Source organism: Tenacibaculum mesophilum, from assembly GCF_003867075.1.
Lineage (GTDB): Bacteria > Bacteroidota > Bacteroidia > Flavobacteriales > Flavobacteriaceae > Polaribacter > Polaribacter mesophilus.
Map to the genome: position 1 here is coordinate 1,298,544 of NZ_CP032544.1, position 12,895 is coordinate 1,311,438.

Annotated in this window: 15 protein-coding genes; 4 read left to right on the plus strand and 11 right to left on the minus strand. The window is 31.7% G+C overall.

Annotated features, from left to right (window positions below):
• Window positions 1-17: 17 nt before the first annotated feature.
• Window positions 18-617 carry a nitroreductase family protein gene (locus tag D6200_RS05935; protein WP_047790633.1) on the plus strand — a complete coding sequence of 200 codons (600 nt, stop codon included), beginning with the start codon at window positions 18-20 and terminating at the stop codon, window positions 615-617.
• A gap of 48 nt (window positions 618-665) precedes the next feature.
• Here the strand turns inward: D6200_RS05935 and ftsY are convergent, their stop codons facing one another.
• From ftsY to D6200_RS05970, 7 genes are all read right to left on the minus strand, one after another.
• The gene (gene ftsY / locus D6200_RS05940; protein ID WP_047790632.1) at window positions 666-1,619 is read right to left on the minus strand and encodes a signal recognition particle-docking protein FtsY; all 954 of its coding nucleotides are present in this window, start codon (window positions 1,617-1,619) and stop codon (window positions 666-668) included.
• Window positions 1,620-1,882: 263 nt separating this feature from the next.
• Entirely contained in the window at window positions 1,883-2,035 is a 153-nt protein-coding gene (locus D6200_RS05945; RefSeq protein WP_073183390.1) for a DUF4295 domain-containing protein, read from the minus strand.
• A gap of 28 nt (window positions 2,036-2,063) precedes the next feature.
• A complete protein-coding gene (gene rpmG, locus D6200_RS05950) occupies window positions 2,064-2,246 on the minus strand; it encodes a 50S ribosomal protein L33 (RefSeq protein WP_013070733.1) in 183 nt (60 codons plus the stop codon).
• Between the two features lie 27 nt (window positions 2,247-2,273).
• Window positions 2,274-2,513 (minus strand): 50S ribosomal protein L28, encoded by a 240-nt coding sequence (gene rpmB / locus D6200_RS05955; protein WP_047790661.1) that lies wholly within the window; start codon window positions 2,511-2,513, stop codon window positions 2,274-2,276.
• A gap of 165 nt (window positions 2,514-2,678) precedes the next feature.
• On the minus strand, window positions 2,679-3,923 hold the full coding sequence (locus tag D6200_RS05960; RefSeq protein WP_073183392.1) for a competence/damage-inducible protein A: 1,245 nt from the start codon (window positions 3,921-3,923) through the stop codon (window positions 2,679-2,681).
• Window positions 3,924-3,964: 41 nt separating this feature from the next.
• Entirely contained in the window at window positions 3,965-4,573 is a 609-nt protein-coding gene (locus D6200_RS05965) for a fumarylacetoacetate hydrolase family protein (protein WP_073183394.1), read from the minus strand.
• 84 nt (window positions 4,574-4,657) lie between these two features.
• Entirely contained in the window at window positions 4,658-5,497 is an 840-nt protein-coding gene (locus D6200_RS05970) for a 1,4-dihydroxy-2-naphthoyl-CoA synthase (protein ID WP_047790629.1), read from the minus strand.
• Between the two features lie 95 nt (window positions 5,498-5,592).
• On the opposite strand from D6200_RS05970, the gene D6200_RS05975 reads away from it, so the two are divergent.
• Window positions 5,593-6,822, plus strand: coding sequence for an alpha/beta hydrolase-fold protein (locus D6200_RS05975; protein ID WP_073183396.1), 1,230 nt, complete (start codon window positions 5,593-5,595; stop codon window positions 6,820-6,822).
• Between the two features lies 1 nt (window position 6,823).
• On the opposite strand, the gene D6200_RS05980 is transcribed toward D6200_RS05975, so the two are convergent.
• From D6200_RS05980 to D6200_RS05995, 4 genes are all read right to left on the minus strand, one after another.
• The gene (locus D6200_RS05980) at window positions 6,824-7,234 is read right to left on the minus strand and encodes a S1 RNA-binding domain-containing protein (RefSeq protein WP_073183399.1); all 411 of its coding nucleotides are present in this window, start codon (window positions 7,232-7,234) and stop codon (window positions 6,824-6,826) included.
• Between the two features lies 1 nt (window position 7,235).
• Window positions 7,236-8,915 (minus strand): 2-succinyl-5-enolpyruvyl-6-hydroxy-3-cyclohexene-1-carboxylic-acid synthase, encoded by a 1,680-nt coding sequence (gene menD / locus D6200_RS05985; protein WP_073183401.1) that lies wholly within the window; start codon window positions 8,913-8,915, stop codon window positions 7,236-7,238.
• Window positions 8,916-8,980: 65 nt separating this feature from the next.
• Window positions 8,981-9,634 (minus strand): fructose-6-phosphate aldolase, encoded by a 654-nt coding sequence (fsa, locus tag D6200_RS05990; protein ID WP_073183404.1) that lies wholly within the window; start codon window positions 9,632-9,634, stop codon window positions 8,981-8,983.
• A 125-nt stretch (window positions 9,635-9,759) separates the two neighbouring features.
• Window positions 9,760-10,560: an SDR family oxidoreductase gene (locus D6200_RS05995; RefSeq protein WP_073183407.1), complete on the minus strand. Its 801-nt coding sequence runs from the start codon at window positions 10,558-10,560 to the stop codon at window positions 9,760-9,762.
• A 91-nt stretch (window positions 10,561-10,651) separates the two neighbouring features.
• On the opposite strand from D6200_RS05995, the gene D6200_RS06000 reads away from it, so the two are divergent.
• Both D6200_RS06000 and D6200_RS06005 read left to right on the plus strand, forming a co-directional pair.
• The gene (locus D6200_RS06000) at window positions 10,652-12,322 is read left to right on the plus strand and encodes a M1 family metallopeptidase (RefSeq protein WP_240627204.1); all 1,671 of its coding nucleotides are present in this window, start codon (window positions 10,652-10,654) and stop codon (window positions 12,320-12,322) included.
• Window positions 12,323-12,345: 23 nt separating this feature from the next.
• Window positions 12,346-12,774 carry a hypothetical protein gene (locus tag D6200_RS06005; protein WP_073183409.1) on the plus strand — a complete coding sequence of 143 codons (429 nt, stop codon included), beginning with the start codon at window positions 12,346-12,348 and terminating at the stop codon, window positions 12,772-12,774.
• The last annotated feature ends 121 nt before the right edge of the window (window positions 12,775-12,895 follow it).

Sequence of the window (12,895 nt, forward strand, 5' to 3'; positions counted from 1 at the left end):
TAATTAAAAAATAGAATATGAGCTTTATAACATCAATGCAGCAACGTTATACAACAAAAAAATATAATGCTTCAAAAAAAATTGAATCAGAAAAAATCAAAGAGTTACAACAGGTTTTACAATTAAGTCCTTCTTCAATAAATAGCCAACCATGGAAATTCACTTTTGTTTCTGACACTGATACTAAAGAACAACTTTCAAAAGTATCTTGGTTAAATACTAGCAAGGTTATTGAAAGTGATACCATTGTTGTTTTTAATCGAATTAATGATATTGATTTGTTTGAAAAACAAATTGAAGAAGAGCTCCCTGAGGGTGCTGTTGGTTATTATAAAGAATTTATAAAGCCAAAACCTGAAGAAGAAATTAAAGCCTGGTTTAACAGACAAGTATATTTGGCTTTAGGAGTTTTTTTAAGTGCTTGTGCTGAAATGGGAATCGATGCCACTCCAATGGAAGGTATTGAACCAGAAAATTATGACAAAATTTTAAACAACAAAGATTACGCAACTGTTGTTGCTGTGGCTATTGGCTATAGAGATGAAGAGGATTTTAATCAACCAGACAGAAAACCTAAATCGAGATTGGCTTTTAACAAGGTTATTGAAACTGTTTAGAATAAAAAAACTCCCAAATTGGGAGTTTTTTTATTTACTTATGTTTTTCTATTTAAAAAACGAATCTACAAATTCATGTTTGTTGAATACTTGTAGGTCATCAATACCTTCTCCTACTCCAATATATTTCACAGGTATTTTAAATTGATCTGAAATTCCGATAACAACGCCTCCTTTTGCGGTACCATCTAATTTAGTTACTGCTAACGAAGTTACTTCTGTTGCTTTCGTAAATTGTTTTGCTTGTTCAAAAGCATTTTGTCCTGTTGAACCATCTAACACTAACAATACATCGTGTGGTGCATTTGGTATTACTTTTTGCATTACACGTTTTATTTTTGTTAGCTCATTCATTAGGTTTACTTTATTATGTAAACGTCCTGCAGTGTCGATAATTATAACATCTGCTCCTTGATTTACACCTGATTGAACTGTATCAAAAGCTACAGAGGCAGGATCGGAACCCATTTCTTGTCTTACAATTGGTACGTCTGTTCTATCTGCCCAAACTTGTAGCTGATCTATTGCTGCGGCTCTAAAGGTATCCGCTGCTCCTAAAACAACTTTTAACCCTTTCTTTTTAAATTGTGAAGCTAGTTTACCTATCGTAGTTGTTTTTCCTACTCCATTAACACCTACAACCATTAACACATAAGGTTTCGTATTTGCTGGAATAGTGAAATCGGTGTCGTCACCAGTATTGGTTTCTGATAATAAACCCGCTATTTCTTCACGTAAAATTTGGTTTAGCTCTTCTGTTCCTAAATATTTGTCGCGAGATACACGTTCTTCTATTCTATCTATTATTTTCAGGGTAGTTTCTACTCCTACATCAGACGATACCAATACTTCTTCTAAATTATCTAATACATCATCATCAACCTTAGCTTTACCAGCAACTGCTTTTGATAATTTAGAGAAAAAACTTGTTTTGGTTTTTTCTAATCCCTTGTCTAAGGTTTCCTTTTTCTCTTTAGAGAAGATTTTCTTAAAAAAACTCATTTTTAAATTTTATAATCGCTTACATAGGTTAAAAACTATACCATTTTACTAATACAGTCAAATTGTCATTGTTCCACAGCTTTAGTGTTAAGGATTGAGGCATTTATTAAAGCTCTCCCGATACTTCGGGAAGCGACTGCCGAAAGCCCGACTTGCTAGGATAATTCCCAAATCTTTAACGTATTCAAAAAACTTGAGACTGTCAAATATAAAAAAAGCTACTCTCTAATGAAAGTAGCTTTTCTTTAAACTGTATACAAGAATTACTTTTTTGCTAAAAAGTCATTCACGCTTTCTGGATCCATAATAGCTTCAACAAATGTATAAGCTCCTGATTTTGGAGACTTTACCATTTTGATAGCTTTGGTTAATCTTTTTGAACCTGTTTGTAACGATGCTACTGATTTCTTTGCCATTTTATATTAAAGTTTACGCCGTAGCTTATTATTTAATTTCTTTATGAACTGTCATCTTCTTTAAGATTGGATTAAATTTCTTTAATTCCATTCTATCAGGAGTATTCTTTTTGTTCTTTGTTGTAATATAACGAGAAGTTCCTGGTTGACCAGAAGCTTTGTGCTCAGTACACTCTAAAATTACTTGAACTCTGTTTCCTTTTTTTGCCATCTCTCTAAAATTTTATCTAGTAAGGAATTATTTAGTTAAGAAACCTTTTTCTCTAGCTTCTTTAATAACCGCAGAGATTCCTTTTTTATTAATATTTTTTAATGCAGAAGCAGATACTTTTAAAGTTACCCATTTATCTTCTTCTGGAATATAGAAACGCTTAGTCATTAAATTAGCGTTAAATCTTCTTTTAGTTCTATTTAAAGCGTGAGATACATTGTTACCTACCATCGCTTTTTTTCCTGTTAATTCACAAACTCTAGACATCTTCTTGACAGTTTTTAGTGTTATTTCTAAACGAGGTGCAAATTTATGCATTTTAATTTACTGCACAAAAATATTCTCGATTAAATTTTAATTAATTTTAATCTTTTCAAAACTAGGCTCAGCATCTAACCTATTTGGAAGCGTAACGGCTGCAAAAATACTAATTTATTTTAATATGGCAGCTTGTAAAAGTTCTAAAGATTTGGTTACCGTTCTATTAATTACCTTTTCTCTTGGCTCCCCAAAATTAAACTCATAAACATCTACTCCACTTTTAGTTGCTATACCAATATATACCAATCCTACACTTTTATCATTATGATCGGTTGTTGGACCTGCATTTCCTGTTACAGCTATCGCGTAATCTGTTTGTAACTTCTCCAAACATCCTTTTGCCATTGCTAAAGCTACTTCTTTACTTACTACCGTATATTTATCAATAACTTCTTTAGAAACATTGAGTAGTTGTTCTTTTAAAGCTGCTGTATACGTAACGAATCCTCCCATAAAATATGAAGATGCTCCTGGAACTGAAACTATGGTTGACGCTATTTTCCCTCCTGTTAAGCTTTCTGCTGTAGCAACAGTTTTCCCATGTTTTTTTAACAGTTTACCCACTTCTTTTTCTAAAGATGTTTCATTATCATCTCCTACGATAATTTCTGGTATTAGCATATATAATGCTGCAACTTGCTTTTCCATCTCTTTCACTAATACCTCTTTATCTTTTCCTTTAGCTGATAAACGTAAACGAACACGTCCATAAGATGGTAAGTAGGCTAGCTTTATAAAATTAGGTAAACTCTCTTCCCAATCAGAAATTCTTTCTGCAATAATTGTTTCCCCTGTACCTACCGTCATAATTGTCCTATGTAAAATGAATGGCAATTTAAAAGTAGACCGTAGCTTAGGCAATACATGATACTTCATTAATCCTTTCATTTCATATGGCACTCCCGGAAGAGATACAAAAACAGTATTATTTTCATAGAACCACATTCCTGGTGCAGTTCCTAAACGATTCATTAATAAGGTGGCTTTGGAAGGAAGCTGCGCTTGATACTTCTGGATTTCGTTGAACGGATGATTATTTTTTTTGAATAGGTATTTAATGTTATCAATTACTTCGGGGTATTCAACAATCTTTTCATCTTTAAAATATTCAGCAATTGTTTTTTTAGTGATATCGTCTTTGGTAGGTCCCAATCCTCCTGTAGCAATAACAATATCTGCTCTACTTTCTGCTTCTTTTAACGCATTTAAAATATGTTGTTTTTCATCCTGTACTGAGGAGATTTGATATACCGAAATTCCAATTTTATTAAGTTCTTGACCAATCCATTGTGAATTGGTATCTATAATTTGTCCGATAAGAATTTCATCTCCTATCGTAATGATTTCTGCATTCATGTATATATCTAAAAAAGAATCCCGCCGAAGCGGGATATATTTTATTTTACTTTAATTTGAAAAGCTTGTTTTCCTTCAATAGTTCCTGTTAAAATGTCATTTTCTGCCACTTTTCCAACTCCTGCTGGTGTTCCTGTAAAGATAATATCTCCTTTTTTCAACGTGAAATATTGCGACACGTAACTAATCAACTCATCAATTTTCCACAACATACTAGTGGTATTTCCATCTTGTACAACCTCATCGTTCTTTTGTAATTGAAAAGACAAGTTTTCTAAGTCAAAATCTTCTTTCGGAAAAAACTCTCCTACTATAGCACTACCATCAAAAGCTTTTGCTTTTTCCCAAGGCAATCCTTTTTCTTTACATTGTGCTTGCACATCACGCGCAGTAAAATCAATCCCTAAGCCTACAGTGTCATAATATTTATGAGCAAATTTTGGAGAAATGTGTTTTCCAACCTTATTAATTTTTACCAATACTTCAACCTCATAATGGATATCATTTGAAAACGGAGGAATAAAAAATGGCATTTTTTTAGGAAGAATAGCCGAATCTGGTTTTAAGAAAACTACCGGGTTTTCTGGTGTTTCATTTGCTAACTCTTCTATGTGTTTTGCGTAATTACGTCCTATACAAATTATTTTCATTTCTTCAAGTACGAATTATGATTTTAGAATTACGAATTAAAAACCTCTAACTCGTAATTCATAATTCTTAAAATTATCAATCAGTTATGGTATCCACGTTTTAGGGAAGTTTGGCTTACGTTTTTCTAAAAACGCATCACGTCCTTCTTTAGCTTCATCCGTCATATATGCTAAACGAGTTACTTCTCCTGCAAATACTTGTTGCCCTACCATTCCATCGTCCGTTAAGTTCATTGCAAACTTTAACATTTTTATTGAAGTTGGTGATTTTGCTAAAATTTCTTGTGCCCAATCAAAAGCTGTTTGCTCTAGCTCATCATGTGGAATTACGGCATTTACCATACCCATTTCATACGCTTCTTGTGCTGAGTAGTTTCTTCCTAAGAAAAATATTTCACGGGCCTTCTTTTGCCCCACCATTTTAGCTAAATATGCTGAACCATAACCTGCGTCAAACGAAGTAACATCGGCATCAGTTTGCTTAAAAATAGCATGTTCTTTACTCGCTAAAGTTAAATCACAAGTTACGTGCAAACTATGTCCGCCACCTACAGCCCAACCTGGAACCACGCATATTACTGCTTTTGGCATAAAACGTATTAAACGCTGTACTTCTAAAATATTCAAACGGTGGTAACCATCATCTCCAACATAACCTTGGTGTCCACGTGCATTTTGATCTCCTCCAGAACAAAAACTCCAAACTCCATCTTTAGTTGATGGCCCTTCAGCAGACAACAATACCACTCCTATATTCGTATCTTCATGTGCATCATGAAACGCATCCAATAACTCTGAAGTAGTTTTTGGTCGAAACGCATTACGTACATTGGGTCTATTAAATGCTATTCTTGCAACGTTGTGTGACTTTTTATAGGTAATATCTTCGTACTCTTTGGCAACTTTCCAGTCTGGTTGTATCATAATTTTAAAATATTGTCGTTATTTAGTTGTACAAAAATAACATAATAACTTTATTTTTCTTTTCTATATTTGAACGATATAATTTACCCCTAAATATGAAACAAGTATATTTATTATTTACCCTATTAATTAGTATTAGTCTTTTTTCTCAAAAAGTTGTTACTCAAAAAATCAATTCAAAAGAATTAGAAAAAGATAGAAATGTAAAAATCTACCTTCCAAAAGGCTATGATGTAGATGAAACTACTAATTATCCTCTAGCTATTGTTTTAGGTGACGAGTATCTTTTTGATTTATATGTAGGTAATGCTAAACTTTATGCTAATGTAGATAAAGCACCCAGACAAATTGTAGTAGGTATTGATATGAAAAACACTTATGGAAAAGATATTTCTATAATACCTTCTAATAATTCCTTAACCAGTTCAGGGGTACATTTTTTTAATTTTATTAAACATGAGTTAATTCCTTTTATGGAAGGAAACTTTAGAACTTCTCCTTTTATGACAATTGTAGGTGAAGGAAAAGCTGCTAATTTTATTACTCACTACTTAAAAGATGAAAAACCTATTTTTAATTCTTATATCTGTATCACTCCTGATTTTCCTAAGTTTGCTCCAGCTATTATGGAGTCTTATTCTCTTAACAGACTGGGTTCTATAGATAACACTTACTTCTTATATACAAGTAATAACAAAAAGTACATTGACACTAATCAATATAATCGATTTAGTGATATTAAAACGTTATTAACATCCTATGAAGCTAAAAACTTTAATGTTGTTTTTGATGAATTTGATTCTTCTCCAAGCTATTTAGCTATAATTGGAGAAACTATTCCTAGAGCTTTTACACAAATGTTTAGCTTATATTCTAAAATTACTAAAGAAGAGTACGAAGCTAATGTTAAAGATTTGGCTCCTTTAGATGCAATTAAGTATGTGGAAAAAAAATATCTAGATATTCAGTATCTATACGGTTCTAACTTAAATGTTCGTTTAGATGACATTTTTGTTATTGAAGATATTGTAATTGACAGACAAGATGGTGATTACTTGAGAGTTTTAGGGGATTTTGTAATGATAAAATACCCTGATTCTCATATGGGTGATTTTTATATAGGTAAATACCATGAACTTGGAAAAGACTACGAAAAAGCAGATTTTTACTACAAAGCTGCTTATGGAAAAATGGATCCTTCTGATCCTAATGCAAATGCTTTTTACGAAAACATTAAACGTGTAAACGATTTAATGGGAAGTAAAAAGAAAGAAGAAATTAAAAATAATGACGAGGAAATTATTGAAGAAGAAGGACAAGAATAGTTTATTTTAACACTATTCTGTCTTCTTGTAATTCTATTTTTTTACTCTTATACAAGCTGCCAATAGCTCTCTTGAATGCTTTTTTACTCATCTGCAAGTGAAATTTAATTGATTCAGGAGAGCTTTTATCTGTTAACAATAAAAAGCCTTTTTCTTCTAGCTTTTTTAAGATTATATCAATATCTGAATCAATTACGTTTTTAAATCCTTGCGGTCGTAGTGATACATCAATTTTTTCATCTTCACGTATCTTTTTAATATAACCTATTGTTCGCATTCCTTCTTCTACATCACTAAAAACTTCATTGTTATACAATAAGCCTTCATATGCTTCATTAATTAATACTGAATAACCTAAAGCGGTTTGAACACCAATTACTAAATCTACCTTATCACCTTCTTTTAATTCCATTTTATAAGTTTTTAAAATAGTTTTTTAAAACTACGTCATTTATTTCTTTTGGAGTAAAAACCTCCATTATTTTTGGCTGATCCGATTCTTCATAAAACGAAATCAAACTATTTTGCAAGCTCTTTAAGTCTTTTATTTGAACATATTCAAAACCATACATTTTTGATAAATGCTCTGCAGTTAAATCATGCGGTGTTTCAAAGTACTCCGTAGCATTTGTTGTTAATGGCCCCGGGATATATCTAAAAATACCACCTCCTGCATTGTTTAAAATAATAATTCTAAAATTCTTCGGAATATTTGTGTTCCACAATGCATTGCTGTCGTAAAAGAAACTTAAATCTCCTGTTATAAATATTGTTTGATTTTTTGAGGCATATGCTGCTCCTACAGCTGTACTTGTACTTCCATCAATCCCGCTTGTTCCTCGATTACAAAATACTTTTAGCGTAGAATTTACATCAAACAATTGTGAATATCGAATAATTGAACTGTTACTTATTTGTACTTGCGAATTATCTGGGATACTTTCTAAAATAACTTCAAAAGATTTTAAATCTGAATATTCGCAATCTTTCAAATACTCTTCGTGTTTTACAGCTCTTTGTTCTTTTTCTTGTAACCATGCATGTTGATAACTACTTTCAACATTTTTCTTTTCCTTAGAAAGACTTGTTAACAAGGTTACAGGTTTTACTTGTAAAAATTCTGACAAACAGTGATACGTATCCATTGCCTTTAACTCATCAACATGCCAGTGATGTTTCGGCTGTAATTTTCGTAAAAACTGTTTAATTCTTTTAGAAATTACCATTCCTCCTAAAGTTAGTAATACTTCAGGTTGCAACTCTTTATACCCGTCTTCAGTTAACTTAGAGATTAATTTATCTATGTTATTGATAAACTTAGAATTGTATATATTTGAGGTAGTTTCTGTTAACACTAAAACAGAAGTATCTTCTGCATATACATTCAATATTTTTTGAAGCTCAACATCAGGAAAATGACTTCCTACTAAAATCATTTTTTTGACTGAAGAGTTCCAAATAGAAGCTATTTTTTCTAAATCAAAAGATTTCTCGACTGCGCTCGAAATGACATTCATCTTTTCAAAAGATTGCTTCACTTTGTTCGCAATGACCGAATCTGATTTTTCAAGTGTTTCATATAAAGGTTCATCAAATGGAACATTTATATGAACTGGTCCTTTTTGAGTGATTGAAGTTTGTAATGCCTGAATTAATAAACTGATATTATTTTTTAACTGACTTTCTTCTTCAATCAAATTAGCTGAGAACAAAATATGGTTCTTAAACACATTCTCTTGACGAATGGTTTGTCCATCACCAATATCAATCAGGTGCTTGGGTCTGTCTGCTGAAATTACAACTAGCGGAATATTGCTATAAAAAGCTTCTGCTATCGCAGGATAATAATTCAACAAAGCAGAACCTGACGAACATACAATGGCAACAGGTTTTTGCTTTTGTTGTGCTATTCCCATTGCAAAAAAGGCTGCACAACGCTCATCTACTACACTTAATGCTTTTATTTCTGGATGGTTTGAAAACCCTACAGTAAGTGGGGCATTACGAGAGCCTGGAGAAATTACAACAGTATCAATATTAAATTGATTGCATGCTGAAACTACTAATTGTGCGAGTTCTTTTTTTGGGTACATATCTTTTAAAAAATGAGATTCCCGCGAAAGCGGGAATGAAAAAATACTAAAACCAACTTCGTTGGTTAGTTTCCTTTTTTATAATCTGCTAAGAATTTAGCTAAACCAATATCAGTTAAAGGGTGTTTTAACAATCCTTCAATAGCGCTTAAAGGCCCTGTCATAACATCAGCTCCAATTTTAGCGCAATCAATCACATGCATTGTGTGACGTACAGATGCAGCTAAAATTTGAGTATCGAATAAATAGTTATCATAAATCTGACGGATTTCTGAAATTAAGTTTAAACCGTCTGTAGAAATATCATCTAAACGACCAATAAATGGCGATACATATGTTGCTCCAGCTTTTGCTGCTAATAATGCTTGACCAGCAGAAAACACTAAAGTTACATTGGTTTTAATTCCTTTATCAGAAAAATATTTACACGCTTTTATTCCATCTTTAATCATAGGTAGTTTCACTACTATTTGAGGGTTTAAAGCAGCTAACGCTTCTCCTTCCTTTACCATACCATCAAAATCAGTAGAAATTACCTCAGCAGAAACATCTCCTTCTACAATTTGACAAATTGCTTTGTAATGATTGATAATATTCCCCTCTCCTGTTATTCCTTCTTTAGCCATTAACGATGGATTTGTTGTTACCCCGTCTAAAATACCTAAAGCCTGTGCTTCTCTTATTTGATCTAAGTTAGCTGTATCAATAAAAAATTTCATCTGTATATTTATTATGTAGTTGTGTTCTAATTCTTGAGTTTTGCGAGTTCAACTCTCTATAAAAACAACATATAAAACAATGTTTTACACCTTGATTTTTCTTTAATTACTAATCTTCTGCGAATTTACAATTTATAATGATTCATTAGTAATTTTTCATAAATTTTATCAGGCAAAATTCTTTTCAATACGATTGAAAATTTCTCCATAAATCCACCAACTTTATAGTGAATTTTTGGGTTCTTGTTTTCAATGATTTTATAGATTGCCTCTGCCATTAGTATTGGATCTGCACCAGAATCAACATGAGCATCCATCAATGCTAAGTTTTCAGCATATTTTTCTTTGTAAGCAGAGTTTTCAAAAACAGGTGTATGATACCTTCCTGCAGCAATATTCGTAGCAAAATCTCCTGGAGCTACATTAACAACCTTAATACCGAAACTTTTCACCTCCATACTTAACGCTTCTGTAACCAACTCTAACGCCCCTTTACTTGCAGAATAAATTCCTCTAAAAGGTAACCCCATGTATCCTGCGATTGAAGTTGTATTAATAATCGTTCCCGATTGCTGTTTTCTCATATGAGGCAACACTTCTTTAACAACATCAATTACCCCAAAAAAATTTGTATTAAAATTATCTTTCATTTCTTGTGTAGGTGTATCCTCAATTGGACCAGTAATTCCTTTTCCTGCATTGTTTATCAACACATCAATCTTTCCTTCAGCAGTGATTACTTCTTCTACAGCTTTCTTTATTGATTCTTGGTCAGTTACATCTAATGCTACCATTTGAAATGGAGTAGTTACTTTTTGTGGATTTCTACTTGTTCCATAAACTTTAAACCCTCTATCGTGTAAATAGATAGCTATTGATTTTCCTATTCCTGAAGAAGCTCCTGTAATGAAAACTGTTTTTGACATTGTTCTTATTTTAAGCAAATATCTTAAAGTTAGCTTCAATAAAAAAACTTTAAAACTTATCTTAGCATTTTATCTTACAAGAACAAATACCATGTATAAAAAAACGTTTTCTTTATCTGTTTTTATGACATCTTTAGCAATTTTAATTGCTGGATGTTCTTCTTCAACCGCTCAAAAAAGCACCTCGTTATTTTCAAAAAATAAAACGTTTACACGTCAAGATTCTTTACGTGGTTCTATTACGCCTGAAAGATCTTGGTGGGACTTAACATATTATCACCTTAACGTAACCGTTAATCCTGACAAAAAGTTTATTAAAGGAAAAAATACTGTACAATATAAAGTTTTAAAACCTTATCAAGTTTTACAAATAGATTTACAACCTCCTTTAAAAATTACCAAAGCGACTCAAAACAATAAAGAATTAAAAGTTATTTCTGAAGGAAATGCGCATTTTATTCAACTACAATCTCCTCAAAAGAAAGGAACTGTAAATTCTGTTGATGTATATTATGAAGGTAAACCTAAAGAAGCGATTAGAGCTCCTTGGGATGGTGGTTTTTCTTGGAAAAAAGACAGTAATGGAAATCACTTTGTTGCTACTTCTTGTCAAGGGTTAGGAGCTAGTGTTTGGTGGCCAAATAAAGATCATATGTATGATGAGGTAGATAGTATGGCAATTAGTGTTCGTGTACCTAAAAATTTAATGGATGTTTCTAATGGGCGTTTACGTAATATTGAAAAACACAATGACGATACAACTACTTATCATTGGTTTGTTGATAATCCTATCAACAACTACGGAGTTAATGTAAACATTGGAGATTATGTACATTTTTCTGAAAAATACCAAGGTGAAGGTGGAGCGTTAGATATGAATTATTATGTGTTACGTGACAATCTTAAAAAAGCCAAAAAGCAATTTAAAGACGCTCCCAAGATGATGAAAGCTTTTGAACACTGGTTTGGTAAATATCCTTTTTATGAAGATGGCTTTAAACTAGTAGAAGTTCCATATTTAGGAATGGAACATCAAAGTTCTGTTACCTATGGAAATCAATATAAAAACGGGTATTTAGGTAGAGATTTATCTGGAACTGGTTGGGGACTAAAATTCGACTTTATTATTATTCACGAAGCTGGTCATGAATGGTTTGCTAATAATATTACCAATGTAGATATTGCTGATATGTGGATTCACGAAAGCTTTACAGCTTACTCTGAAAACTTATTTTTAGATTATTACTATGGTAAAAAAGCTTCTGCTGAATATGTTATAGGAACACGAAGTTCTATTCAAAATGATATTCCTATAATTGGAAATTATAATGTTAATGATGAAGGTTCTGGAGACATGTATTATAAAGGGGCTAATATGCTTCATACAATTCGTCAACTAGTTAATAATGATGAAAAATGGCGTCAAATTTTACGTGGTTTGAATGCTGATTTTTATCATAAAACAGTAACTACTGAAGAAATCGAAAAGTACATGATTGAAAAATCAGGTATTGATTTAAGTAAAATATTCGATCAATATTTACGTACAGTGAAGATTCCAGAGCTGGAGTATACTATTGTAAACAACACCTTAAAATATCGTTGGAATAATGTTGTTAAAGGTTTTAATATGCCTATAAAAGTAACTATTGATGGAAAGGATGAATTACTAAATCCTTCTGATAATTGGCAAACAAAAACTATTAAAGGAGACTCAATTGAGGTTGACAAAAACTTTTATGTAAACTCAAAACCTCTATAAAGCAACTGTATTTTATCTTTTTCATGATTAAAAAGCTTTTAAAAAACGTTATCCTAAACCCTAAAAAGTTGTTTTTAATAGATGGTTTTGGAGCTTTTTTATCTGCTTTTTTATTGGGTGTTGTGTTAGTAAAGTTTGAAAGCACCATAGGAATTCCTCCTTCTAGTCTGTATTTTCTAACTGCTTTTCCTTTGATCTTTACTATGTATGATTTTTACTGTTACCGAAAAAATCACAATAATCTTAGATGTTTTTTAAAAGGAATTGCAGTTGTAAACCTACTATATTGCTGTCTTTCTATTGGAGTAGCATTTCTTCATAGAAAAACTATTACTAACTTAGGATGGACTTATATTATCGTTGAAGTCTTTATTATTACCATTCTATCAAATTTTGAACTCAAAGTAGCCAAACAACTTACTAAAAAAACAAATAAAAAACTCGAACCTTAAAAGGCTCGAGTTTTTAATGATTATTATATTGTTTTTAATAATCTAATCTTTTTAAGTAGTCTAGTTTTTCTTGCCAAAGATCTAACTGGTCTTTAAATTCTTGGATTCCTTTACGTACATT

Excerpts from the sequence above, each read along its gene's own strand:
- D6200_RS05945 (WP_073183390.1), bottom strand. The coding sequence starts at position 2,035 with ATGGCAAAGAAATCAGTAGCATCGTTACAAACAGGTTCAAAAAGATTA.
- D6200_RS06005 (WP_073183409.1), top strand. The coding sequence starts at position 12,346 with ATGATTAAAAAGCTTTTAAAAAACGTTATCCTAAACCCTAAAAAGTTG.
- rpmB (WP_047790661.1), bottom strand. The coding sequence starts at position 2,513 with ATGTCTAGAGTTTGTGAATTAACAGGAAAAAAAGCGATGGTAGGTAAC.
- D6200_RS05970 (WP_047790629.1), bottom strand. The coding sequence starts at position 5,497 with ATGATACAACCAGACTGGAAAGTTGCCAAAGAGTACGAAGATATTACC.
- D6200_RS05980 (WP_073183399.1), bottom strand. The coding sequence starts at position 7,234 with ATGGAATTAAAAGAAGGTGATAAGGTAGATTTAGTAATTGGTGTTCAA.
- D6200_RS05995 (WP_073183407.1), bottom strand. The coding sequence starts at position 10,560 with ATGTCAAAAACAGTTTTCATTACAGGAGCTTCTTCAGGAATAGGAAAA.
- D6200_RS05935 (WP_047790633.1), top strand. The coding sequence starts at position 18 with ATGAGCTTTATAACATCAATGCAGCAACGTTATACAACAAAAAAATAT.
- D6200_RS05975 (WP_073183396.1), top strand. The coding sequence starts at position 5,593 with ATGAAACAAGTATATTTATTATTTACCCTATTAATTAGTATTAGTCTT.
- menD (WP_073183401.1), bottom strand. The coding sequence starts at position 8,915 with ATGTACCCAAAAAAAGAACTCGCACAATTAGTAGTTTCAGCATGCAAT.
- D6200_RS05960 (WP_073183392.1), bottom strand. The coding sequence starts at position 3,923 with ATGAATGCAGAAATCATTACGATAGGAGATGAAATTCTTATCGGACAA.
- ftsY (WP_047790632.1), bottom strand. The coding sequence starts at position 1,619 with ATGAGTTTTTTTAAGAAAATCTTCTCTAAAGAGAAAAAGGAAACCTTA.
- D6200_RS05965 (WP_073183394.1), bottom strand. The coding sequence starts at position 4,573 with ATGAAAATAATTTGTATAGGACGTAATTACGCAAAACACATAGAAGAG.
- fsa (WP_073183404.1), bottom strand. The coding sequence starts at position 9,634 with ATGAAATTTTTTATTGATACAGCTAACTTAGATCAAATAAGAGAAGCA.
- D6200_RS06000 (WP_240627204.1), top strand. The coding sequence starts at position 10,652 with ATGTATAAAAAAACGTTTTCTTTATCTGTTTTTATGACATCTTTAGCA.
- rpmG (WP_013070733.1), bottom strand. The coding sequence starts at position 2,246 with ATGGCAAAAAAAGGAAACAGAGTTCAAGTAATTTTAGAGTGTACTGAG.